General features: G+C 67.9%; 20 protein-coding genes. 15 read left to right on the top strand and 5 right to left on the bottom strand.

Annotated elements, in window-relative coordinates; translation table 11 throughout:
* Positions 1-98: 98 nt before the first annotated feature.
* The 5 genes from ACYVLP_RS12360 to ACYVLP_RS12340 all read left to right on the top strand — a co-directional run bounded on the left by ACYVLP_RS12360 (position 99) and on the right by ACYVLP_RS12340 (position 5784).
* Positions 99-1175 (top strand): extracellular solute-binding protein, encoded by a 1077-nt coding sequence (locus tag ACYVLP_RS12360; protein ID WP_460627645.1) that lies wholly within the window; start codon positions 99-101, stop codon positions 1173-1175.
* A 131-nt stretch (positions 1176-1306) separates the two neighbouring features.
* Positions 1307-2455: an ABC transporter ATP-binding protein gene (locus ACYVLP_RS12355; RefSeq protein ID WP_460627644.1), complete on the top strand. Its 1149-nt coding sequence runs from the start codon at positions 1307-1309 to the stop codon at positions 2453-2455.
* A 3-nt stretch (positions 2456-2458) separates the two neighbouring features.
* Positions 2459-4351, top strand: a complete 1893-nt coding sequence (locus tag ACYVLP_RS12350) for an ABC transporter permease (protein ID WP_460627643.1) — start codon at positions 2459-2461, stop codon at positions 4349-4351.
* Between the two features lie 37 nt (positions 4352-4388).
* On the top strand, positions 4389-4583 hold the full coding sequence (locus ACYVLP_RS12345; protein ID WP_460627642.1) for a ferredoxin: 195 nt from the start codon (positions 4389-4391) through the stop codon (positions 4581-4583).
* A gap of 1 nt (position 4584) precedes the next feature.
* Positions 4585-5784 carry an NAD(P)/FAD-dependent oxidoreductase gene (locus ACYVLP_RS12340; RefSeq protein ID WP_460627641.1) on the top strand — a complete coding sequence of 400 codons (1200 nt, stop codon included), beginning with the start codon at positions 4585-4587 and terminating at the stop codon, positions 5782-5784.
* 55 nt (positions 5785-5839) lie between these two features.
* Here the strand turns inward: ACYVLP_RS12340 and ACYVLP_RS12335 are convergent, their stop codons facing one another.
* Entirely contained in the window at positions 5840-6970 is a 1131-nt protein-coding gene (locus ACYVLP_RS12335; protein WP_460627640.1) for a glycerate kinase, read from the bottom strand.
* Between the two features lie 120 nt (positions 6971-7090).
* Positions 7091-8059 carry a zinc-dependent alcohol dehydrogenase gene (locus tag ACYVLP_RS12330; RefSeq protein ID WP_460627785.1) on the bottom strand — a complete coding sequence of 323 codons (969 nt, stop codon included), beginning with the start codon at positions 8057-8059 and terminating at the stop codon, positions 7091-7093.
* Between the two features lie 64 nt (positions 8060-8123).
* Between ACYVLP_RS12330 and larA the strand changes: the two genes are divergently transcribed.
* The 4 genes from larA (at position 8124) to ACYVLP_RS12310 (ending at position 12524) form a co-directional block, all read left to right on the top strand.
* Complete coding sequence (larA, locus tag ACYVLP_RS12325; RefSeq protein WP_460627639.1) at positions 8124-9440, top strand: nickel-dependent lactate racemase; 1317 nt, start codon at positions 8124-8126, stop codon at positions 9438-9440.
* A gap of 424 nt (positions 9441-9864) precedes the next feature.
* Positions 9865-10812, top strand: a complete 948-nt coding sequence (locus tag ACYVLP_RS12320) for an HNH endonuclease (RefSeq protein ID WP_460627638.1) — start codon at positions 9865-9867, stop codon at positions 10810-10812.
* A 157-nt stretch (positions 10813-10969) separates the two neighbouring features.
* Positions 10970-11887: a hypothetical protein gene (locus tag ACYVLP_RS12315; RefSeq protein ID WP_460627637.1), complete on the top strand. Its 918-nt coding sequence runs from the start codon at positions 10970-10972 to the stop codon at positions 11885-11887.
* Positions 11865-12524 (top strand): HIRAN domain-containing protein, encoded by a 660-nt coding sequence (locus ACYVLP_RS12310; protein WP_460627636.1) that lies wholly within the window; start codon positions 11865-11867, stop codon positions 12522-12524. Before ACYVLP_RS12315 ends, ACYVLP_RS12310 begins: the two co-directional genes overlap by 23 nt.
* A gap of 313 nt (positions 12525-12837) precedes the next feature.
* Here the strand turns inward: ACYVLP_RS12310 and ACYVLP_RS12305 are convergent, their stop codons facing one another.
* Positions 12838-15651 carry an ATP-binding protein gene (locus ACYVLP_RS12305; protein ID WP_460627635.1) on the bottom strand — a complete coding sequence of 938 codons (2814 nt, stop codon included), beginning with the start codon at positions 15649-15651 and terminating at the stop codon, positions 12838-12840.
* Between the two features lie 67 nt (positions 15652-15718).
* On the opposite strand from ACYVLP_RS12305, the gene ACYVLP_RS12300 reads away from it, so the two are divergent.
* Entirely contained in the window at positions 15719-16558 is an 840-nt protein-coding gene (locus tag ACYVLP_RS12300; protein ID WP_460627634.1) for a hypothetical protein, read from the top strand.
* A gap of 124 nt (positions 16559-16682) precedes the next feature.
* Here the strand turns inward: ACYVLP_RS12300 and sigJ are convergent, their stop codons facing one another.
* Complete coding sequence (gene sigJ, locus ACYVLP_RS12295; RefSeq protein WP_460627633.1) at positions 16683-17570, bottom strand: RNA polymerase sigma factor SigJ; 888 nt, start codon at positions 17568-17570, stop codon at positions 16683-16685.
* Positions 17571-17746: 176 nt separating this feature from the next.
* Between sigJ and ACYVLP_RS12290 the strand changes: the two genes are divergently transcribed.
* From ACYVLP_RS12290 to ACYVLP_RS12270, 5 genes are all read left to right on the top strand, one after another.
* A complete protein-coding gene (locus ACYVLP_RS12290) occupies positions 17747-18706 on the top strand; it encodes an ATP-binding cassette domain-containing protein (protein ID WP_460627632.1) in 960 nt (319 codons plus the stop codon).
* Between the two features lie 20 nt (positions 18707-18726).
* Positions 18727-19590 (top strand): ABC transporter permease, encoded by an 864-nt coding sequence (locus ACYVLP_RS12285; protein WP_460627631.1) that lies wholly within the window; start codon positions 18727-18729, stop codon positions 19588-19590.
* A 261-nt stretch (positions 19591-19851) separates the two neighbouring features.
* A complete protein-coding gene (locus ACYVLP_RS12280) occupies positions 19852-20343 on the top strand; it encodes an adenosine-specific kinase (RefSeq protein ID WP_460627630.1) in 492 nt (163 codons plus the stop codon).
* 307 nt (positions 20344-20650) lie between these two features.
* Positions 20651-20974 carry a DUF309 domain-containing protein gene (locus ACYVLP_RS12275; protein ID WP_460627629.1) on the top strand — a complete coding sequence of 108 codons (324 nt, stop codon included), beginning with the start codon at positions 20651-20653 and terminating at the stop codon, positions 20972-20974.
* 156 nt (positions 20975-21130) lie between these two features.
* Entirely contained in the window at positions 21131-21823 is a 693-nt protein-coding gene (locus ACYVLP_RS12270) for a DUF899 domain-containing protein (protein ID WP_460627628.1), read from the top strand.
* Between the two features lie 173 nt (positions 21824-21996).
* Here ACYVLP_RS12270 and ACYVLP_RS12265 read toward each other — a convergent pair whose 3' ends face one another.
* Complete coding sequence (locus ACYVLP_RS12265; RefSeq protein ID WP_460627627.1) at positions 21997-22572, bottom strand: nitroreductase family deazaflavin-dependent oxidoreductase; 576 nt, start codon at positions 22570-22572, stop codon at positions 21997-21999.
* Between the last annotated feature and the right edge of the window lie 418 nt (positions 22573-22990).

The following is a 22990-nucleotide window of genomic DNA, read 5'->3' as shown; positions in this document are numbered from 1 at the left end:
TGGCGCCGATCTCGAACCAAGAAAGGGAAGCGATGAAGAGTTCGAGGGGGCTCGGAAGAGCAAGGTACTCACACCCGCGACGTCGAGCCGTTCACGGCGTGGCCGGGGCAGCCGTCGCGGCACTGTCGCTCGTACTCGCGAGTTGCAGTAGCGCCGACCCGGCAGCGTCGAGCGGCACGGCACCGGCGGCGGGGGGCTGGCAGGCTGTCGTCGATGCCGCCAACAAGGAGGGGGAGGTCGTCTTCTACTCCAGCGACTCCGACAGCATCAACAAGGCGGTCGTCGAGGCCTTCGAGAAGGCGTACCCCAACATCAAGGTCAACCTCGTCAAGGCGGGGCCTGACATCGCCGCTCGCGTGTCGACGGAGAAGCAGTCGGGGATCAACTCCGGCGACGTGCTGTCGACGGGCTTCCAGGACCTCGTCGAGAACACCGAGTGGTTCATCCCGCTCGACAAGACGGTCCTGCCGACCCTCGGAGAGCAGACCTGGCCCGACAACATGATCGGAAAGACCAAGACCTGGGTCGCCAAGTACGTCCAGTACCTCGGCGTGGCCTGGAACACCGCCGAGGTCAAGGGCGATGGCCTCAACACGTGGTCGGACCTGCTCAAGCCGGAGTTCAAGGGAACCGTGACCCTTCCGGACCCGCGCGCGACCTCCACCAACATCTCGTGGCTCGACGCGGTGAGCAACGCCCTGGGTGACGACTACGTCAAGAAGGTCTACGAGCTCCAGCCGAAGATCGAGGCGGGCGGGTCGGTGCCGGCATCCCAGGACGTCGCCGCGGGCGCCCAGGACGTCAGCTTCCCCCAGTCGTCGATGCTCATCGCCGACCTGTCGACCAAGGGCGCGCCGATCGCGTTCCGGGTGCTGACCGACCCCCTCGTCGAGGTGCCCGGCCAGCTGGCGGTCTTCAAGGACGCGCCGCACCCGAACGCCGCCCGCGTGTTCGCCAACTTCAGGGTCTCGCCCCAGGGCATGTCCGCCGTGTGCGTCGCGGCAGGGCCTCCCGGACAGACCGGATTCGCGGCGCCGTTCACCGAGCCCGTCCAAGGCTGCTACACCAAGCCGGACGGCAAGGAGGCCATCCAGGGCAACAAGAACCTCTCCCCGAAGGACGAGCGTTACCTTCACATCCTCAGCCTGCTCGGCCTGAAGCCCAAGACAAGCTGACCAGCAACGGCGCGCCGGGCGGCACCAGAGCCGCCCGGCGCGCCGCCGAAACAGACTGAGGCCGAGCCCGATCGGTCGACGCAGCACCAGTGGTGGCCACACACGAAGGGACAGTGGACGTGCCAGGAGCGATGACATTGAAGCGGAAAGCACCGAGCGATTCGGCAGTCCCCGAAGCCGGACCGTCGGTCGTCGAGGTCAAGGGCCTGTGCAAGACCTTCCGTCGTGAGGGTGGTGAAGTCGTCCCGGCCGTGGATGGCGTCGACCTCGAGATCGGGCCGGGCGAGATGGTCGTCCTGCTCGGTCCGAGCGGGTGTGGCAAGACCACGCTGCTGCGCAGCCTGGTGGGCCTCGAGACCCCTGAGTCCGGCACGATCTCGGCGAACGGGCGCTTGGTCTACTCCTCGGCCGAGCGAGTCGATCTGCCGCCCGAGAAGCGCGGCATCAGCATGATGTTCCAGCACTACGCGCTGTGGCCGCACATGACGGTCGGCAGCAACGTGGAGTACCCGCTGGTCAACCGGAAGGTTCCCAAGGCGCAACGCCGCGAGGCGGTCCGGCGCGCCCTGGCCTCGGTCGGGCTGGAGGAGATGCAGGGGCAGTACCCGGGACAGCTGAGCGGTGGGCAGCAGCAGCGGATCGCCCTGGCCCGGAGCATGGTGACTGACCCCCAGGCCGTCGTGTTCGACGAGCCCTTGTCCAACGTGGACGCTCAGGTCCGGCAGGGCCTGCGCGTCGAGATCCTGGCAGCCCAGCGGCGGGTCGGGTTCGCGGGCATCTATGTCACCCACGACCAGAACGAGGCCATGCAGATGGCCACTCGGCTCGCCGTGATGCGGCGGGGCAAGATCGTCCAGATCGGGACGCCGATGGAGGTCTACAACCGTCCCGTCAACCGCTTCGTGGCGACGTTCGTCGGCACCTCCAACATCCTCGACGTCCGCGACGTCAGCAGAGACCCGTCGGGACACGTACGGGTCCGCACGGATGTCGGTGACCTCACTCTGGATCGAGCTCCAGAGGACGTCGTGCAAGGGGGATACCAGTATCTCGCGGCGCGTCCGGAGACGCTGAGCCTGGCCCGTCCGGGCGAACCCGGCCTGGCCGAAGTGGTGGTCGAGACGGTGATGTTCTCGGGCTCCACCGTTGAGTTCACGGTGCTCGTCGGCGAGGACCGCCGCCTGAGCGGTCTGTCGACGCCGGCCGAGGCGTGGATGCGCCCCGGTGACACGGCCATGCTCGTCGTCAACCCGACGACGCTGACCCTGCTGAAGGACTGAGCGATGGCGAACACGACCGTCAGCGCGGATCTCGCACCGGGCGCCGCCCCCAAGGCCCCAGTCGACCCCCAGTCACGCCGGCGCCCGTGGCGTCTGTCCGGCCGCAAGTTCGGGCCGTTCGACGCGGTTGCGGTGATCGTTGTGGTGGCCATGGCCCTGCTCATCGCCTACCCCCTGCTCCGGGCGGTGATCCGGATCCTGTGGGTGAACGGGTCGTTCAACTCCGAGGCGTTCCACCGGGTCTTCACCTCGTCGCTGTTCTGGGAAGCCGCATGGACCACGGCCCGGCTCCTGGTCATCGCGGTGCCGATCGCGATCGGTGTCAGCGCCCTGTTCGCCTGGCTCACCGAACGGACGAACGCGCGGATGGGCGTGGTGTCCACCATCCTGCCCGTCATCCCCTTGCTCATTCCCGGCCTCGCGGTCTGCATCGGGTGGAAGTTCCTCGCGGACGAGAGGGCGGGCTTCCTCAACGTCCTGATCCTGCGGCCCCTGCTCGGCGTGTTCGGCTACCACTCCGAGACCGGCCCACTCAACATCAACTCGTGGCCGGGGCTGATCTTCGTCTACACCGTCGAGCTGATCCCCTTCGCCTATCTGATGATCTCGGTGGCGCTTCGCGATATCGACTCCTCCTACGAGGAGGCATCGCGTACCACCGGTGCCGGTCCGGTCCGCACGCTGTGGAAGATCTCGCTGCCACTGATCAAGCCCGCACTGCTCGGCGCGACCCTGCTGTGCTTCATGATCGGTGCGGCGATCTTCAGCATCCCGGTGATCCTCGGGACCCCGGCGGGCATCTCGACGCTGTCGGTCTACGTCATCGACTCCACCCGGTCGGTCTATCCGCCGCAGCTCGATGTCACCGTGGTCGGGGCGCTGTTCCTGGCCTGCTTCGTCGGCATTCTCTGGTACCTCGACCGACGGGTCGCACGCAAGGCCAGGTTCGCCCGGATCGGTGGCAAGTCGAGCTCGCGCTCGATCGTCGATCTCGGCGGTTGGCGGTACGTTGCCCGGGTCTTCATGATCACGTTCATGCTGGTCGCCAGCGTGCTTCCGCTGATCGGCCTGCTCTACGTCGCCCTGCAGCCCTTCTGGCGTCCCGTGTTCAGCCTCGCGTTCACGATGGACCAGTTCAAGTCGGTGTTCGAGGAGTCCCGCCTGCCACTGGCCATGCAGACCAGCCTGTCACTGGCCCTGATCGGCGCGACGGTCGGCGTGCTGATCGCGGCGGTCGCCTCCGCCTTCATGGACCGTCACCGCAAGTTCGCTCCGGCCGTCGACGGCATCCTCAAGTCGCCCGGTCCGATCACCCATGTCGCGATCGGCGTCGGCTTCATCATCGGGCTGGGCGCAGCGCCCATCAGCCTGGCCGGCACGTGGTGGATCCTGTTCCTCTGCTATCTGGTGCTGTACAGCCCGAACGCGCTGATCGCGGTGGGGGCGGCATACGGCCGGGTCGGTGGCGAGCTGTCGGAGGCGTCCGCGGTGAGCGGCGCTTCGCCGGGGCGTTCGTTCAGGAAGGTGTCGCTTCCACTCATGGTGCCGGGCCTCAGTGCGGCCTGGGTCTTGCTGTTCGCCCACATGCTGGGCGAGGCAACGGCCTCCTCGCTCCTTTCCAGTCCCAACCACCCGGTCGCCGGGTTCATCATGATCGACATCTTCGAGAGTGGCTTCTACGGCCAGCTGGCCGCCTTCGCGGTGCTCGTCGGGGTCATCAACTTCGTCGTCGCCGGGACCGTCCTGGTGATCGGGCAGTCCCGCGGTGCCACCGGTCGGCTGAACAAGCGGCAGCGCTGGTGGCGACGACTCTTCCGTAGCAAGAGCGGCCTGAGGGATCTGGAGCAGTCGGGCTTTGCGGCGTCGGGAGTCGACGCCCGCCCGGGGTCGGCCTGACGGGTCGCGAGCCCGAGGCCTGAAAGGAGGAGAGCCCATGGATGTCAGAGTGGATCAGGATCTGTGTCAGAGCTTTGCCGTCTGTGTCGGGGTCGCACCGGAGTACTTCGAGCTCGACGCCGGTGGAGACCTCGTCGTGCTGCGGGAGTCGGTCGACCCCGATGACGAGGACACCCTCGGCGAGGCGGCGATGATCTGCCCGCGGCAGGCCATCCTGCTCGCGGAGAACTGAGGTGGGCGCAGGCGGCGCGCCCGGCCCCTTCGTCGTCGTCGGAGCGGGTGCCGCTGGTTCGCGCGCTCTGAAAGCCCTGGCGAGCCAGGGCTATCCGGGTCAGCTGCACCTCGTCGCGGCGGAGCCGGACGGCCCGTACTACCGGCCGGCGCTGAGCAAGCAGCTGCTCTCCGGGGCACAGAACCTCGGCCAGGTGCGCCGGTCCCTTGCCGTCGACCCCGCGGTTCACCGGCATGGCTCCGCCGCCGTCTCGCTCGACCTCCAAGGCCGCGTGGTGACCCTTCAGGACGGGACCGACGTCGGCTTCGACCGGCTCCTGATCGCCACCGGCTCGGTGCCCCGATCTGTGCCGGGCATCCAGCTGGGCGGTCGGATCGGGAGTGTCGACGACCCGACGCAGGTGGCCCGGGTCCGCGGCTGGCTGGAAGGCTCAGGCGGGCGGGCAGAGGTGTTGGTCATCGGCGCCGGCCTCATCGGCTCCGAGGCAGCCTCGACACTCACCGCAGCCGGCGCGGACGTCGTCGTGGTCGACCCCTCGACCACCCCGCTCGACAAGGCCCTTGGCAGCTACGTGGACGCTCTGTGCCGAGACTGGCACGCCGAGCACGGGGTGCGCGCCCATCTGGGCAGCTTCGTGGTGAGCCTCGACCAGGACGACGCAGGCGTCGAGGCGGTGCTCGACGACGGGCGAACGCTGCGGGCCGACTATGCCGTCGTAGCCATAGGTGTCCGACCAGCGACCGACTGGCTGCTGGGGTCGGGCCTGCCCTTGTCGGCATCCGGCGCGGTAGAGGTCGACGAGACCCTGCTCGTCCCCGGTCACCGGCACATCGCGGCGGCCGGCGATGTTGCCGACTGGCACTCGGCCCGGCTGGGCCGGCGCGCCCGGGTGGAGCACTGGGCCGTCGCCCTCGAGCAGGGTGCGGCAGCGGCATACAACCTCACCCACGACGAGCCTCGACCCTTCGACACCGTGCCGATGTTCTGGACCGAACAGCACGGGCGGCTCGTGCATTTCGTGGGGCACCGCGAGCCGGACAGCCAGTGGGTGGACGTGACCGAGAGCGAGCTTCCCCGTGGCGGGCGGGTCGTCGCCGCGGTCAGCCACGGCGTCGAGACCGGGTACCTGCTGATCCAGGCGCCCCAGCTGCTGCGCCGCTATACCCAGCAGGCCGCCCTGTGGCCGCCGGTCGCGTCGTGACGCGAACCTGCCGGTGATGGCGCCGGGGCACCCCAAGGTGGGTCGCGGCCTAGCGCTAGGGGTGGGCTAGGCCCAACGCACGGCCGGTCTCGAACAACAACGTGCTTGCGTTTGCCATCGAGCGAGCGACGTTCGGCTCGAGGTCCTCGAGCGTGTGAACCGCCCGGATGCCAGCGCGCGCCAGGTCGGCCGCGTCGAGCCGGCAGCGTCCCGCCACAGCGATGACCTGCGCCCCGGCGCGGACCGCCCGCCGCGCGACACCAAACGGGCCCTTGCCTTGCAGGGTCTGCCGATCGAGGGAGCCTTCGCCGACGACGACGAGGGTGTCACGGTCGACGATCTCGTCGAAGCCCGCCAGGTCGAGCACGAGGTCGATGCCGCTGGTCAGCTCGGCACCCAGCAGGGCGGCCAGGGCAAAGCCGGTGCCGCCGGCGGCACCGACGCCAGGACGGTCGCGGCAGTCCGTCCCCGTGGTCCGGTCAACGGCGTCGGCCCACCTCGTGAGACCCGCCTCGAGCAGACCGACATCGCGAGGGGCTGCTCCCTTCTGGGGGCCGAAGACGCCAGCCGCGCCATCGGGTCCGAGGAGCGGGTTGGTGACGTCGGTGGCCGCGACGAACTGGACTCCACGCAGGGGCCAGCCGGGCGGGGGGACCAGGCGGTCCAGGTCTGAGAGAGTCCCGCCACCGTCGGGACCGAGGCGATGACCATCGTGGGCCAGGAGCTCGACCCCAAGGGCCTGCACCAGACCGGAGCCGCCGTCTGTCGTGCAGCTGCCGCCCAGCCCGATGACGACCCGTGTGGCGCCCGCGCCGACCACGGCGGAGACCAGCTGCCCGACGCCGAACGTGGTAGCGCGAAGCGCCGTCTCGGGGGTCGGGGGGCCGGGGAGTAGGTGCAGGCCCGCCGCAGATGCGAGCTCGACGACGGCCTCGTTCCCGCGGACCCCGACGGTTGCCTGCACTGGGGTCAGGAGCGGTCCGACCACTGTGTGGGACCGGGAGGAGAAGCCCGCGGCCAGCAGCGCATCGACGGTGCCCTCGCCGCCGTCGGCAATGGGCAGCTGGACGACGGTGGCGCCGGTGGTGACCGCCGTGATGCCCGCGCTCAGGGCGGCGACGGCGTCCCGCGCACTGATCGACCCCTTGAAGGAATCGAGCGCGACGACGACTTGTCGTGTCGGCATGCCAAGGAAGCTAGTCAAATCGACTGGGTCCCAGCGCATTTGACCGACATTCGAACACACTCGAGCCTCGTGTTCAGCACGACGATGGCGGTCCGGGACGGCGTGCAGTCAGCCCATTCATCAGCGCTCATCGCGCTCCACGTCGATCAGCACCTTGTGCCGGCCCGCTCTGGCGATGGCCGCGGTCGTGAAGGCCTCTTGGGTCTGGCGTAGTCCGAAGATATGGCTGACCAGAGCTTCGCCCAGATCGCTGTTCTCGGCCAGAAACGTCTTTGCCGAGTCAAGCGCCTGGCGATGGTCGCGGGTGACATTTCCCAGAAGCGTCAGGTTGCCGCGCATCAGGCGCTCCATGTCGAGCTGGTAGTAGCGCTCGTCAGGAATCCCGAAGTGAAGGACCGTTCCTTGGTCCGCTGTCGCTCGCATCACATCGTCCAAGATGTCGGTCTGATGCCCGACCGCCTCGATGCAGATATCGGGACGGTCGCCTGCAGGTAGCTGCCGCGCCCATTCCGCTGCCGTCGCTTTCTGCAGGTCGTCGACCCCGAGAACGGATGCCACGTCGCTGCGGTCGACCGGGTCCACGCCGGTCACGCGGCGAGCACCTCGCGATCGAGCAACATGGGCGAAAAGGAGGCCGATGGGCCCGAGCCCGACGACGGCGACATGTCTGCCGCCGATCCCTACCTTGTCACTCGCGTGGAGCACGCAGGCCAGCGGCTGCAGGATCACGGCCGTCAGGGGGTCGAGTGCGGGGTCGTAGGTGACGAGCCTGTCGGCGCCTGTCAGGACGTACTCGGCCAAGCCGTTGCTGCCCGATGCCCAGCCCACGACCTCGCTGCCCACCGGCAGGACCTCGTCGTGGGACGCGATGACAGTCCCGGCGATCTCGTGCGCCGGCACACCCGGCGGTCCGGGCAGTGCAACGGCGGAGAGCGTGGAGGTCCCCCGGAAGCGTGCGATGTCGCTTCCGCAGATGCCTACGGCGCGCGTTCTGACCAGAACCTGACGGTGTTGTCCCCCGTCGATCGCAGGCTCCGGGGTCTCGACCCTCTGCAGCACACCAGGCTCCGACAGCCGGTAAGCCCACATGGTCACCCTTCGTATACTAGCGTATGCAATCGATCGGTCGGCGACCATGGTGACTGGAGGCTGGATGGCGGACGCCGCCAAAGTGCGGCTGGCCTACGGCGAGACCGGGCTGGATGTGGCGTTCCCGGTCGGGCGCACGGTGGTGGTCGAGCCGCGGTTCCATCCGGGCGTTCCGGACCCGGCCGCTGCCTTGCTGGAGGCGTTGCGGCGTCCGGTGGCCGGGCCGTCGCTGCGTGAGCGCGCGAAGGGCCGCGGGAAGGTGGCGATCTCGGTCTGTGACCTCACCCGGCCGCAGCCGCGTGAGGCGATGGTGCGGGCGATCCTCACCGAGCTCGAGGGCATCGTGGATCTTGATGACATCGTCATCCTCAACGCCACCGGCACCCACCGGGGCAACACACCCGGGGAGCTCGAGGCGATGCTCGGCCGGGAGATCCTCGGGTCGGTCAGGGTGGAGAACCATGACGCGCGGGACCGGTCGCGTCTGACGTGGTGCGGCGTCCACGGCGACGGGGTACCGGTGTGGCTGAACTCGGAGTGGATCGAGGCGGACCTGCGGATCACGACCGGGTTTGTCGAGCCGCACTTCTTCGCTGGCTTCTCCGGTGGGCCGAAGCTGTGCGCGCCCGGGCTTGCGGGGCTCGAGACGGTGCTGGTGCTTCACGACGCCAAGCGCATCGGGCACCCGGACGCGCGATGGGGTGTGTGTGAGGGCAACCCGGTGCACGACGACATCCGGGCGGTCGCGGTCGGGACGGGGGTCGACTTCGCGTTCGATGTGATCCTCAACCGTGACAAGGACGTCGTGGCCGCGTATGCGGGTGAGCTGCTGCCGATGCACCGCGTGGCCCGTGAGCACTCTCGCCGGCTGAGCATGCAGGCGGTCCCAGGCAGGGCCGACGTGGTCGTCACGACGAACGCGGGCTACCCGCTGGACCAGAACTTGTACCAGGCAGTGAAGGGCATGTCTGCGGCCGCGACGGTCGTGCGGCCTGGAGGCCTGATCGTGTGTGCGGCCGAATGTCGGGACGGCTTCCCTGACCACGGTTCCTACCGCGAGGTCCTGGCCTCCGCGTCCTCGCCCGGTGCGTTGCTCGCGGACATCGCGGCGAGAGAGTCCACGACACCGGACCAGTGGCAGGTGCAGATCCAGGCGAAGGTCCAGACCATGGCCGAGGTCCGGGTCTACTCGGACTATCTGAGCCCCGATGACCTGCGCTCGGCCCACCTCGGGCCGGTCGACGACATCGCCGAGCTGGTCGCGGCCCGGCTTGCGGCCTCGGGTCCGGACGCGTGGGTGTGCGTGCTGCCCGAGGGCCCGCAGACCATTCCGTATCTGGCCGATGGCGCTGGGCCGCCCAAAGCAGGGGGTATGCCGTGAGCCCGGCGGACGGGCTCGGCTTCACTCCCAGCGACGCGAGGCCGGCTGGACGTGTCGGCGAACTTCTCGACTGGCGCCGACGCTCAGTGTGCTGCACGTCCTCTGGGATGAAACGGCGTTGGCGGGCTCAGGCGATGCCAGCGTGAGCGCGGCGCCGACGATAGCTCCGTGTGCTCGCAGGCGTCGGGCGAGGTCGACTGACAGCGAGGATCAGTGCGGAAATCGCGGCGAAGTTCCCTGCTCACCGACGTTTGCGCAGGTGAGCGGAGTGCGCTACGGCAGCTGTAAACGTCGCGAAGCTTACGAAGGTTCGAACGGTTCCTACTGCCGGATATGGTCTGACAGTCGCGCCCGAGAGTGCCTTGCCTTGCCCGATGCGCCCCGTTCCGGCCCGCGCCGCCGGCTCTCAAATTAGGGTGCGGCCATGAGGGCGTATGTCTTCCCAACCGATACGAGTTGGTCGAGCTACCTGCGCGCCCGTCCTCACCTCGACAACGTCAACTTCTGGCTGCCTGGGGGTGGCAACTTCGCCGCGCTGGCGCGCGGAGACCGGTTCCTCTACCGCAGCAAGATGGCAGCCGGGGGGCGACTCATCGGCGGCGGCCTCTATGACGGATTCGTGCGCGTGACGGTCACTGAAGCCTGGCGAGCCTTTGGCGCAGCCAATGGGTGCGATACGCCCGCCGAACTGCTGTCCGTAATCAACCGTTATCGCGGCAAGAACGGCAGCGTGCCGGAGACTGATCCCACCATCGGTTGCATCCTGATTCGTGACTCGTTCTTCGTAGAGCCCGGCCTTGAAGTGGCGGTCCCGCCGAGCTACCCGATGACGTCGACGCGTGGGAAGGGATACGACGCAACCAACTCCGACTGGTCCTACCTCGAGGCGGCGTTCGCGGAGCTCATCGTGCGCGCCCACGTCATCGACCGAGACCCCACAGGCGATGTCGCAGCCTTCGTCGGCGGCCCAACCCGCGGCGCTCCCCGCCTGGTGGTGCCGCGCGTCGGCCAGCACAGCTTCAAGGCATTGACGCTCGATGGCTACCACCGGCGTTGTGCCATCACTGGGGCGAAGATCACGCCGGTCCTTGAGGCGGCCCATATCCGACCCGTCGCGCACGAAGGTCAGCACCGCCTCGACAACGGGCTGCTTCTTCGCTCCGATGTCCACACCCTTTTCGACGATGGCTACCTCGGCATCGACACGAGCCATCGCCTCCTTGTCAGCAAGCGGATACGCGCCGACTTCGGCAACGGCGAGGAGTTCTACTCGCGTCAGGGCGTGACTATCGATCTTCCCGACCGGGTGGCCGATCGCCCTCACCGCGATGCCATCGAGTGGCACCTGGACACCGTGTTCAAGGCTTCCTGAGCGTTCGCTGTGTGCGGTCCAGAGGTGCTGGAACCGGCGATTCCAACGTCGGGAACGATGTGGTGTCCGACCTGATGGTTGGACTCGGGAGCCGCGGCGCCCCGTCGGCGCTCGATGCCAGGATGTGCTCAGGGCGCGACGAAGGGTGGGCTAGGCAGTGGACGACGGTGTCATCGACGTCTCTGACTGGGCGGTGATCGACGACGAGGCAGAAGGCCAGGACCCGGACAAGCTATGGATTGCGCAGCGACCGACGGCTGGACGGCACGAACAGTGGCTCTGGAAACCGCGGCGTTCCACCGCAGACGGCAGCCATGCTCAGCTCAACGACGTCGCGGAGGTCGTGACATCTCGCATTGCCACCGTGCTCGAGCTTCCGGCCGCAGAGTGTCGGTATGCCCGTCGGTATGGGGCGTTTGGCCTTATCTCTTGCAATGTCGCTCCCGAAGGATTTGACCTCAACGTCGGATCCACCTACCTCGTGGGGGCTCCGGGCTACTCGCGGTACGAGCCGGTCGTGGACGAGCATGGGCGTCGGCGGGGTTTGCTCAAGCGCGACAGTGGGTACACGCTGGATGCCATCGAGCACGTGCTTCGCGGCCTTGGTGGCCCGCCCGGCCACGACAAGGTGGACGCCCTGCAGATCTTCAGCGGCTATCTCATGCTCGATGCCCTCACGGCCAATACGGATCGGCACCCTGGCAATTGGGCACTGCTGACCTCTCCCGAAGGGGTACGCTCACTCGCCGCGACTTTTGATCATGGGAGCGCGCTGGGAGCCGGACTGACTGATGCGAAGAGGTCCAACCAAGATGTGGATGTCTGGTGTCGGAGGGGAGCCGCCAAGAGCTTCGAACCCAAGGGCCTGACCCTGCTCCAGCTGGCAAGTCAGGCCATGGGCCGCTGGAACGGCGAGAGCTGGCGGGGTCGGCTCGCCCGTCTCCCTCCGATCAGCGAACTTGGCATACTGGAGGCGCCGACAGGCCGCCTGTCGGTGGTCGGGTCTAGGTTCATCACCGGCATCATCGAGGTCAACAGGAGGAGGTTGTGCGATGTTGACCAAGATCAAGACTGAGCGGCTGCTCGTCACGCGTCAGGATCCGAAGACACGGCGATATCAATCGCTTGGTGTACTCACCTACCACGACGGTCAGTACACGTTCGTCTACTTCGACGATGCTCCGGTCGAACTGCCTGGCCTGCCCCGGGGGGAAGAGCACACGAGCGACGCGTTGTTCCCCGTCTTCGGCGAACGAGTCATGTCCCCCCATCGTCGCGACCACCGACGTGCCATGGAACACCTCGCGCTAGGCGCCGATGCGGAGCCGTTCGAGGTCCTGGCGGTCTCAGGCGGACGTAGGACCGGCGACACCTATGAGCTGACTCCGTTGCCCGAACCGGGACCGGTCGACCTGCCGTTCTTCGTTCACGGCGTGCGCTACCTGGAGGATGCCGAGCGCACGCATCTCGACCAGCTGCGGCCCGGCCAGCGCCTGAGGCTGGAACCTGAAAACACCAACACAACAAACCCGCGTGCGCTGTTGGTCTCGGGCGACGGCACCCGGCTTGGCTACGTTCCAGACCCGCTCGTCGAGATCGTCCGATCGGTGATGACGGATGACTATGTACTGCGGGTGGTTCGCGTGAATGATCCAGAAGCGGGCTTCCACCAACGGCTGCTCGTTCGGCTCGAAGGAACTCTCGGCGGCTGATCCGACCTTGTCATCACACGGAGCGTTGCATCTGGGTCCAAGGGTGGCGGCTTGTGCCGGGTGTGCCCGGAGGGTTGCGCAATCCGTGGAGGAGGTCGGCGATGAGCCACATCTGGGCAGATCAGCGCCTCGGGACTCGTAGATCCGTCGCGAAAGCTACGAAGGTTCGAATCCTTCACCCGCCACGATGTGCTGTCACAAGACATCCCGAACAGCCGAACCTACGGATCGTAGGTTCGGCTGTTTCGTTTGTCCGGCATGTTGTGGCTGGTAGTCGCGGCTCGGGTCGTCCCTGTCTCTGCAGTCGGGGTGGCTATGTCGCGTCCGGGAAACGTGCTTGGGCGCGTGTCGGGTCGTGCCCCGAGGTGTATGCCGCGACAGCCGCCTCGATGGTGAGGCTCAGGCCCCTGGTGTACGCCTCATGCCAGTGCTCTGAGTCGGTGGCGGCCTGGAGAGGTGCGACGAAACGGTCGAGAAGCACCTGGTCCGGCGCTGAGCGCGAGATACCGGTGATGTCCCGCTGGCGTTCAGCGACTCCAAGCAGGTTCGCGGCCCGTGCTGCGTCCCCGAACGCTGCCCAGATGCTGACGAGGATCTCGACGACGTCGATGGAGAGCTCGACGTCTCCGAGAGCCACGGCTGCCGGCGCCACGTCGACGAACTCGCGGAACGCCTGCTCCGGGCCCTCGGCATGGAGCAGGGCTGTCACGAGGTTGCATCGATCGATGGCGACGCCCCACGGGTCGTCCAAAGCCTGGTCCGCGGCCAGGGCTCGGCGGGCCGCGTCGACGGCCGGCCCATAGTCCCCGGTGTCCATGTAGCCGTGGACCAGGTTGCTCAGGGCCGTGGCCTCCCGGCGCGGGTCGCCCGCCTGCCGCGCCAGGTCGAGACTGCGCTCGATGAGCTCTCTCGAGCCCGCCGGGTCCCCGCCCTCTCGACGCGCGATGCCGAGGCTGTTGCACTCCCGGGCCTCCAGGCTGACATCGCCCAGCCGGTGCGCGATGGCGAGTGCGCGCTCCAGGGCCTGGGTGCCGGTCGGGACATCGTTCTGCTGGAGCGCCAGTATGCCGTGACCGTGGAGCGCGTTCACCAAGCCCGCGGAGTCACCGTGGTTCCCGCTGTCCACCAGGGCCAGCGCGCGTTGGTGCCAGCCACGCCCCTCCTGGATGTATCCGAAGCGGTACCAGTAGCTGTCCATCGGCGCAAGGAGTGCGAGGCCGGCCGTGAACCGCTCGTCGTCGGACTGGCCGGCCAGGTCGAAGGACCAGTCCATCGAGGCCCGCACGTCCTCGATGACGGCCTCCATCTGGTCCAGTGCCGTCATCTGCCGAGGCCCGTGCAGTGTGGCCGCGATCTCGCTCGTGACACGGAGGCACCACCGAGCATGCCGAAGCCTGACCTCGTCCGTCTCCCCGCACGACTCCATCTGCTCCCGGGAGAACCGTCGGATCGTCTCCAACATGTGGACCAGCGGCTCGCCGTCGTGGCCCTCGGAGATCTCGAGCAGACTCACGTCGACCAGCCGGGTCACCACGTCCAAGGGGTCGCCTCCCTCGCAGACAACCTCCTCGACCGCGTCCAGGCCTACGGGGCTGGAGAATGCGCCGAACCGGCGAAAGGCGCGCTGATCCTCCTCCGGCAGCATGTCGTAGCTCCATGCGATGGTCCCCCTGAGCGTCCGCTGCCGTTCCGGACGGTCCGGGCGGTCCTGGCCTTCCGGTGCGGCCGCGGTCTCACCGAGCCAGCTGTCGATGCGGCTGAGCAAGGCACGCGGGGCAAGCAGCCGGCAGCGGGCAGCGGCGAGCTCGATCGCGAGCGGCAGCCCGTCCAGGCGCCGGCACAGCGCCACGACGTCGTCGGCGTTGTCCGCCGTGAGCGCGAAGCCGGGCCTGACGAGCCCGGCACGCTGGACGAAGAGCTGGACAGCCGGCACCCGTGCCACGTCAGCCACGTTCGCGCTGCCACCGCGCGCCGCCGGAACCGCCAGAGCCGTCAAGGGATACAGCTGCTCCTCGACGAGGTGGAGGGGGCGGCGTGAGGTGGCCAGCACGCTGACACCGTGCCCGCCCTCGAGCAGCTGGCTCACGACCTGGCTTGCGTCCGGGATCTGCTCGAGGTTGTCCAGGACCAGGAGTGGATCGCGGTCCCGGACGAACTCGGTGGCGCGATCTCTCGGTTGCTGTTCTGCGTTCCCGGTCGCGCCCACGACTTCGGCTATCGCCGCCCACATGAGCGCCGCCCGGTCGGCGGTGTGGAGTGGGACGAAGAAGACACCGTGCGGGAACCGGCCCTCCAGCGCGCGAGCGACCGATACCGCGAGGCGGGTCTTGCCGGTGCCACCCGGCCCCGTGAGTGTCACGAGTCGGGCACCTCGGTCGATCAACGCGACGAGGTCATCCAGGTCACTTGCCCGTCCGACGAGCTCGCCGGTGTATGCCGGGAGGTTGGCGGCCATGCCCAGGCTGCGCAGCGGCGGGTGGTCGGCCAGCAGTCCGGGCGCGGTGACGTCGTAGAGGTGCTGTGGCCGCGGTATGTCCTTGAGCCGGTGCCATCCGAGGTCGCGCACCGTCACGCGCTGGACCGTGTCACCGACGAGGGCGTGGGTGGGATCGGAGATCACGATCTGGCCTCCGTGGGCCGCAGCCGAGATTCGTGCCGCCAGATGTACGTCGATCCCCACGTAGTCGTCCTCGTGCCGCTGTGGTTCACCCGTATGCAGCCCCATCCGCACCCGCACCGGCATCCCCATCGGCCATTCGTGGTCGGCGAGCCCCCGTTGCGCGTCGACGGCGGCGCGCAGGCCATTGGTCGCCGAGGTGAACACGACGAAGAAGCTGTCGCCCTCCGTGTTGATCTCGATGCCGTCGAATCGTGCGAAGACGTCCCTGAGAATGGTCCGGTGCGCCGAGAGCGCTTCTCCCCAGAGGGGGCCAGCCCGTTGAGCAACTGGGTCGACCCCTCGATGTCGCTGAACAGCATCGTCAGGGTGCCCACGGGCAGCGACGGCATACGACACAGTGTCCGTCAACGGGCCCCGACGCGTCAGGAGATCGGCGGATCGGCCGGCCCAGGGCGGGTATGCCGTGCCATCCTCCTCGATTCGTGTGCGGCAGGTGACCCCGCCCATCTATGGTTCCCTCAGCTCGTCAAGGGAAGGCACCACAGACATGACCGGCTTCGAAAGGTCCGTCCGGATGTCCTCCGTCAACCGGTGGACATCATCCGGCCGTCGCGCCGCATGGGCGTTGGTAGGCCCGGCGGCCCTTGCCGTCGTGCTCTTCGCCGGCGGACCGGCGTCTGCGGCGGCAACCTCCACCACCAACGGCATCTGCAACGGGGTCACGAACCAGCTCGCGCAGCGAGGGTCCGTACAGCAGAACCTCGCCAATGCCGCAGCGAGGAAGAACGCCGAGCTGATCGCGTCCCTGACGGCGGAGCGGATCGCCCTCGAGGCTCGACGTGCGGACCTGCAGTCCCAGGTCGACCAGATCGACAAGAAGCTCGCAGACCTCGACGCGCACGGCATCGAGCTCGAGGAGGGCCTCAAGACCCGACACGACATTTTGGCCTCGCTGTCGGGGCAGCAGGCGAGTGTCGCCAGCCAGATCGCCGTCGTTCAGAAGGTGCTGAACGCCGTACAGGCGCGACGGACCGAGGTCCTCACCCAGCTGGACGCGCTGGAGGTCCAGCTCGCCGAGCTCAACTCCCAGGGCACGGCCGGTGAGGGTGTCATCCACGACCTGCAGACCCAGATCAATTCGTTGGTGACTCAGCTCGGCGAGATCGATGACGACATCGTGGCGAAGGGGGCTCAGCTGGCCACGCTGCAAGGCCAGCTGGAGCCGCTGGACAGTCAGGTCGCCGACGCCGAGCGGGTGCTTCGCGACCTCGAGACGCAGCAGAAGGCGAACAACGACGCGATCGCCACTGCGACCGCCACCTTGAAGGGCCTCCAGGACCAGCTCGGGAGCGTCGAGGCGCAGATCAGGGCGATCGACGGCACGATCGCTCTGGGTGGTTGCACCGCTGTCTGATGTGGGCGCCTGTTCGAGGCTGCCGTTGCGGACCACCTCGGCTTCGCCGGGGATGACTCGCCGGTCGTCTCAGAACGACTGGCCAACGGGCTGGCGCTGGAGGGCACCAATCCACTGGTCCTGACTATTTCTCGTCGGAGGGCGACTTCCAGCTCAGACGCTTCAGTTTGACCGGGTCGGCGACGAGATCGATGGCGGCGATGCGGCCATCGACGACCGTGAAGCCGATGACCCCGGCAAGGCTTCCGTCCGGGGCGAACACCGCGCCGGCCTGCCCGTTGACGATCGCAGGCGTCGCATACGCAGCGAACCGGGGCGCCGTTTGCAGGACCCGGCGGGCGACTGCTTGTGCACCGTGGACGGGGAACGCCAGCGCCGGTGCGGCTGCGCCGGCGTCAGCCCGGAAGACCACATTGGGATCGAGCACCTCGAGCAGACCGGCCATGTCTCCGGATCTGGCAGCCGCGAGGAACGCATCGACGGCGACCCGCTGGCGCGCCAGGTCGGGATCCGGTGTGGGCGCCGCCCTGACCCGCCGCCGGGCACGAGCGGCAAGCTGCCGCGCCGCCTCCGGGGTTCGCTCGACGACGGGGGCGATCTCGCTGAAGGGCAACCCGAACACGTCGTGCAGCACGAATGAGAGCCGCTCTGGCGGACTGAGCGTCTCGAGCACGACGAGCAGGGCGAGCCCGACCGAGTCGGCCAGCAGGACGTCCTGCTCGGGTCCGGTCTCCTCGAACTCGACGATCGGCTCCGGGAGTCGCTCGCCCATCTGATACTCGCGCCGATGTCCCCGCCGACGCAGCATGTCCAGGCAGATGCGCCCGACGACGGTGATGAGCCAGGCCTGCAGGTCCTGGACATCGGAGGTCTTGCTGCGATCGAGCCTGAACCAGCACTCCTGGACGGCGTCCTCGGCATCGGAGACGGATCCGAGGATGCCGTACGCGACCGTCTGGAGACGTGGACGAAGCTCGTCGAATCGTGCCGCGAGCCAATCTCGGTCGTCCACTGCATCCTCCTGACGCCACACCAACCCTTACCCCCTTGGACGCACGGCGACTGAGAAGTGTGACCGGATCGCGAACATTCTCGAGAACGGTCACATCCGCCACCCAGCGAACGTCCTCCCTTGCAGCACGGCGCATCCGGCGTTGACACAGATCACGCGTGGTGAGTGAGGACGACATGAACGGCTGGACACATCAAGCAGCTGCCGCCATCGAGGTGAGCGGGCTCCGGAAGACCTTCGCCGGCGGTGTGGAGGCGGTCAAGGGGATCGACTTCAGCGTGCAACCCGGCGAGGTCTTCGGACTGCTCGGACCCAATGGGGCCGGCAAGTCGACGACGATCGGCATGCTGACCACCACGATCCTCCCGACTGCAGGTACCGCTCGGATCGCCGGCCACGATGTCGTCCATGAGCCGCTCGCGGCCCGCCAGGTGAGCAGCGTCGTGTTCCAAGAGGCGACGGTCGACCGAGGTCTCAGCGGACGCCAGCACCTCACGATGCACGCACGGCTCTGGAACGCGGACCGGTCTGGTGCCGGCCGGCGTTCCGATGACCTCGTGGAGGGATTCGGCCTCGCCGAGGTCATCGACCGGCCGGTTGGGACCTACAGCGGCGGACAGCGACGACGTGTCGAGATCGCGAGAGCGCTCGTGTCGAGGCCGCAGGTGCTGTTCCTGGACGAGCCGACGGTGGGCCTCGACACGCGGATCCGCTACGAACTGCTGGATCTCATCGCCGGGCTGCGAGCCAGCACCAGCATGGCGACCCTGATCACCACGCACTACCTCGACGAGGCGGAACGCCTGTGTGACCGGATCGGGGTCGTGCACCAGGGCCGCATCGTCGCGCTCGACACCCCGGCGAACCTGCTCGGACTGTTGGGGGACCAGATCGTCGAGATCCGGGTGACCGACGACCCAGTCGTGTCGCTCGAACGCCTTCGCGGTGGTGGTCTCGCGGGTGGTGATGCCTTCGCCGTAGGGGCGACGTTGACGATCCCGCTCCATGCGCGATCGGCGCAGTCAGTCGTCGCGGCGCTCAGCTCGCTCGATGTCGCGACGTCGGCGGTCTCCACCCGGCGGCCCACCCTCGACGACGTCTACCTCCAGCTGACCGGCGCAAGCCTGGCCGCATGACTCAAGAAAGCGAGACCCTGATGACCACCATCGACATCACCCACCGGCCTTCCGCTCACGCAGCACGCCCCGTCCCCCGCACCGTGGCCAGGCGCACCGCGCTGACCGTTCTGGCTCGGCGGCGGTTGCTGCTCTCGGCGCATACTCCCCGCGAGATCGTCGTCCCGCTGCTCACCCCGATCCTGTTCGCCCTGGTGATCGCGCCCGCGCTGGCCACCATGGTGACCACAACCAACGGACTCGACTACCAGACCTATGTCGCCGTCGGAACGGTCGGCCTGCTCGTGCCTCTGAGCAGCATGTTCGCCGGCATCGGGGTCATCGTCGACCGCGACACCGGTGCCCGGCGGGAACTGCTCGCCGCGCCCGTGCCACGCTCGTTGATGGTCGGCGGGAACTTCCTCGTCGCGCTCGCGGTCAGCAGCCTGCAGCTCGCCGCCCTCGTGGTCGCGGCGATCGCACGGGGTGCCCACTTCCACACGAATGCAGCGGGGGTGGCCTGGTTCGTCGGGGGCGCGCTCCTGTTCATGGTCGCGAGCTACGCGATCGCCGAGATCATGGCCAACCGGATTCCCAGCCAGGAGGAGTACGTGGGCGCCACACCCGCGGTCGCGATCCTTCCCTGGTTCCTCGCCGGGTCCCTGTTCCCGATCAGCGCACTGCCCGGTCTGCTCAGTGGCGTCGCCAAGGTCCTGCCTCTCACGCACGCTCTCGCGCTGATGCGGTACGGCCTCCTCGACACCCACGCCACCGGCCTGCACGACATCTGGGGAATGAGCAATGCGAATGCGATGGCGGCGATGAGCCTCGCGGTCGTCGCCGGCTGGGCCGTCATACTCACCGCCATCTCCGTTCGCGTCTTCGCCAAGGCCGCGGTGCACTGAGCTCGCCCCACCGGCCCAGCCCAGGTCCACCGACGCCGGGCCGCTCCCATCGTCGGGGCCGAGGCTCAGCTGACCGATCAACCGCGTCCACGTTGTGCACCGACCAGCAGGCGCGACCGTCAGTGGCGCCGGCGGCAACCTCGGCCCGGCGCCGGCGCACTCGCTTGTTCGTGTCCGGCGCGGGCCGGTAGGAAGGGTTCGTGGGTCAGAGAGCCCTCGGCGACCGGAGCAGGCCGCCTCCAGGTAGGAAGGAGATTCGCGATGAGCGAGCCCACCATCGACATCGTCGCCATCGACGTGCCAGAGAGCGCGAACGTCATACTGGGCCAGGCGCACTTCATCAAGACCGTGGAAGACCTCTACGAGGCCCTGATCGGCAGTTCGCCGCATCTTCGCTTCGGGCTCGCCTTCTGCGAGGCCTCCGGACCCCGCCTCGTCCGGCGAGCAGGCAATGACACGACGCTTGTCGACCTCGCGGTGCAGAACGCCCTGGCCATCGGCGCGGGCCATTCGTTCATCGTGTTCCTGCGCGACGGCTTCCCTGTGAACGTCCTCAACCAGCTCAAGGCGGTTCCGGAGGTCTGCCACGTCTACTGTGCGACGGCCAACCCCGTACAGGTGCTGGTGGCTGGAACTTCCCAGGGCCGCGGCATAATCGGCGTCGTCGATGGCGAGCCGCCCTTGGGAGTGGAGAACGACGACGACGAGCGGGCCCGCAAGACCCTGCTCCGTGACATCGGATACAAGCTCTGAGCGGACCTCAGGCCGAGACGCTGCCGATACCGGCGCAACCGCGTACCGACGTAGATCGCAACAGAGACCCTTCAGCTGTCCGGAGGTGGCCGCGTTGATGGCGGCTACGCTCGCTCGGGCTCATTCCACGACATGCCGGCCTTTCGTGAGGGCCCATGCCGAGGGGTTACCGGGCTTCGTTTCTTGGGAGGCTTGTCTTGTGACGGGATCTGATCGTGACCGGGACTCCCGAGGTCGTGCTCGCCAGGCGAGGCCCCGCGACGCGTTGGGCCGGCCGTTGCCCTACGGCGCCGAAGGGGTCGAACCGGTGTCGGAGGAGCCCTTGCCGCCGGCCGAGACACTCAGGGCAGCTCGAGAGCTCGTGGACAACGGACGTCCCTTCGCCGCGCACGAGGTCCTCGAGGCACGGTGGAAGGCCGGTCCGGCCGAGGAACGCGACCTGTGGCAGGGACTTGCGCAACTCTGCGTCGCCGTCACGCACGCGGCCCGCGGGAACCGGGTCGGGGCCGATCGACTCTTCGAGCGGGCCGCAGTGAGGTTGGCAACGTTTGCGGCCACGGGACGCAGGGCCTACGGCCTTGACCTGGACGCGATCGTGGAGCAGGCGCGACGTCACGTCGGGAAGTTCTAGTCTGGAGCGGAGCGTCGTGCTGAGCCGCGGGTGACGTGCAGTCGCGGGCCGGCCTCGCGAAGGCGGCCGGGGCAGACCGGCCGACCATGGCTCATCCAAGCCGCTCAGCCCCGACTGCCTCACGCGGTCACCGACAGGCTGAAGGAGGATCAGGCCATGAAGACACCTCCGATCGTCTCCCCGCAGGAGTGGCAAGAGGCTTGGGAGCGAATGCTGGTGAAGGAGAAGGAGTTCACGCGGGCGCGCGACGCCATGGCTGCCCAACGCCGGCGTATGCCGTGGATGGCCGTGGAGAAGGACTACCGCTTCGAAGGGCCGGACGGGCCGGTGAGCCTTCTCGAGCTGTTCGCGGGCCGCCGCCAGCTGATCGTCTACCGCGCCTTCTACGCCCCGGACATCACCACCTTCGCTGAGGGCGGCTCCTACCCGGACCGTGCCTGTGTCGGGTGCTCGCTCCTCGCCGACCAGGTAGCGCACCCGGCGCATCTGAATGTGCGCGACACCACTTTGGTGTTCGTCTCGCGGGCCCCGCAGGCGGACATCGATCACCTGAAGGCCCGCAACGGCTGGGAGCTCATCCCGTGGTACACCCTGACCGACGACTTCGATGCTGACTTCGGAGTCGATGAGTGGCACGGCACGAACGCCTTCATCCGCGACGGGGAGCGGGTGTTTCGCACCTATTTCCTCAACAACCGTGGTGACGAGGCCATGGGCAGCACCTGGAGCTATCTCGACATCACCGCGCTGGGTCGCCAGGAGTCGTGGGAGGACTCGCCCGGGGACTACCCGCAGACCCCGGCATACCAGTGGTGGAACTATCACGACGCGTACGGCCAGGACGCGTAGCAAGCCCGCCGAACCCCAGTTGGTCCGTCGCGAAAGCGACGAAGGCCCGAATCCTTCACCTGCCACCAGGCACGCAGAAGGGCCTCTGACCAGGACGTCGACGCTGTGGCCTGCCCACTGGGCCCCCTGTGTGGCGGGGGAGATCGTGAGGTGTCCGTGGCCGCCCTTGCCTGCTACGTCTGCACTGGTGTGAGGAGGAAGAAGCCGAGGTCGCGGCCGCCGGCGCGTTTCTCGTACTCGGCGTAGCCGGCGTAGTACGTCAGTGCCGCGCCGCGAAGCTGTTCGCGCTCATTCCCGTGAAGGCGCCGCGCAACTACCTCGTGGTCGACACCGTCGACGTCGAACCGTGCGTGCGGGTCGGCGGCGAGGTTGAAGTACCAGCCCGGTGGCTTTCGGCGCCCCCAGCTCGAGGCGACCACGCCCCATCCGCCCTCCATCGGGACCGCGAGCAGCGGCACGGTGCGCGGGGCGCCTGACTTCGCGCCGGTCGTGGTCAGCATTCCGATGGGCAGACCAGAGAGGATTTCGGCGGCTGTCCGATGCACGCCCGGCATGCGGTCGAGCAGAAGGTCGAGATGATGCAGTGTGCGCTTGAATACCCATGTGCCGGCCTTGCTCGCCGCAAAGGCTCTCATACCGCGCTGAAAGCGGTTCGCCCGGTCGTACGTCCGCGCTATCACCGACTCATCGTACGTCCGGCGAACGTCCAACCCGAGGAATGCGGGAACGACGGCGGCGGTCTCGGCCATGGCGTTGTCGTAATTATGCGAGCAGCTTGCACTGCCTTTGTCGAGACGACCTCGACAGTGCCGTCACATACCCTGAACTACGACACCGCGGCGGATCGCCTGCGGTGTTGCCTTTCATGCGTCGCGGTTGCCTCGTGGCGGTGCTGTGTATGTGGAGGGGACCCGCGACTGCGACCGGTTCCATTAGGTGAGGTGAAATCAGGGTGCATACGCCGAGGGGTATGCCGCGCAGCTCAGGGCTCGTCGCGCAGCGTCTCCACCATCTCCCGCCAGACATTCCGCAATCCGGCATCCCGATCTGCGCCCGACTTGTTCTGCTCTCTTAGCGAGTTGTAGCCACCGAACCCGTATCGGCCAGCTCGTCCTCGCACACCGGAACGGCGAAGAACATGACGACCAGATAGCTCACACACAGCAT

The organism is Intrasporangium mesophilum, assembly GCF_054783095.1.
This window is presented reverse-complemented; position numbering and strand designations above follow the sequence as displayed.

Bases quoted from the DNA above. Each gene is read 5' to 3' on its own strand.
- ACYVLP_RS12350 (WP_460627643.1), top strand. From the start codon at position 2,459: ATGGCGAACACGACCGTCAGCGCGGATCTCGCACCGGGCGCCGCCCCC.
- ACYVLP_RS12310 (WP_460627636.1), top strand. From the start codon at position 11,865: ATGTTGACCAAGATCAAGACTGAGCGGCTGCTCGTCACGCGTCAGGAT.
- ACYVLP_RS12320 (WP_460627638.1), top strand. From the start codon at position 9,865: ATGAGGGCGTATGTCTTCCCAACCGATACGAGTTGGTCGAGCTACCTG.
- ACYVLP_RS12305 (WP_460627635.1), bottom strand. From the start codon at position 15,651: ATGGGCGGGGTCACCTGCCGCACACGAATCGAGGAGGATGGCACGGCA.
- larA (WP_460627639.1), top strand. From the start codon at position 8,124: ATGGCGGACGCCGCCAAAGTGCGGCTGGCCTACGGCGAGACCGGGCTG.
- ACYVLP_RS12270 (WP_460627628.1), top strand. From the start codon at position 21,131: ATGAAGACACCTCCGATCGTCTCCCCGCAGGAGTGGCAAGAGGCTTGG.
- ACYVLP_RS12280 (WP_460627630.1), top strand. From the start codon at position 19,852: ATGAGCGAGCCCACCATCGACATCGTCGCCATCGACGTGCCAGAGAGC.
- ACYVLP_RS12285 (WP_460627631.1), top strand. From the start codon at position 18,727: ATGACCACCATCGACATCACCCACCGGCCTTCCGCTCACGCAGCACGC.
- ACYVLP_RS12355 (WP_460627644.1), top strand. From the start codon at position 1,307: ATGACATTGAAGCGGAAAGCACCGAGCGATTCGGCAGTCCCCGAAGCC.
- ACYVLP_RS12265 (WP_460627627.1), bottom strand. From the start codon at position 22,572: ATGGCCGAGACCGCCGCCGTCGTTCCCGCATTCCTCGGGTTGGACGTT.
- ACYVLP_RS12335 (WP_460627640.1), bottom strand. From the start codon at position 6,970: ATGCCGACACGACAAGTCGTCGTCGCGCTCGATTCCTTCAAGGGGTCG.
- ACYVLP_RS12345 (WP_460627642.1), top strand. From the start codon at position 4,389: ATGGATGTCAGAGTGGATCAGGATCTGTGTCAGAGCTTTGCCGTCTGT.
- ACYVLP_RS12330 (WP_460627785.1), bottom strand. From the start codon at position 8,059: ATGTGGGCTTACCGGCTGTCGGAGCCTGGTGTGCTGCAGAGGGTCGAG.
- ACYVLP_RS12290 (WP_460627632.1), top strand. From the start codon at position 17,747: ATGAACGGCTGGACACATCAAGCAGCTGCCGCCATCGAGGTGAGCGGG.
- ACYVLP_RS12300 (WP_460627634.1), top strand. From the start codon at position 15,719: ATGTCCTCCGTCAACCGGTGGACATCATCCGGCCGTCGCGCCGCATGG.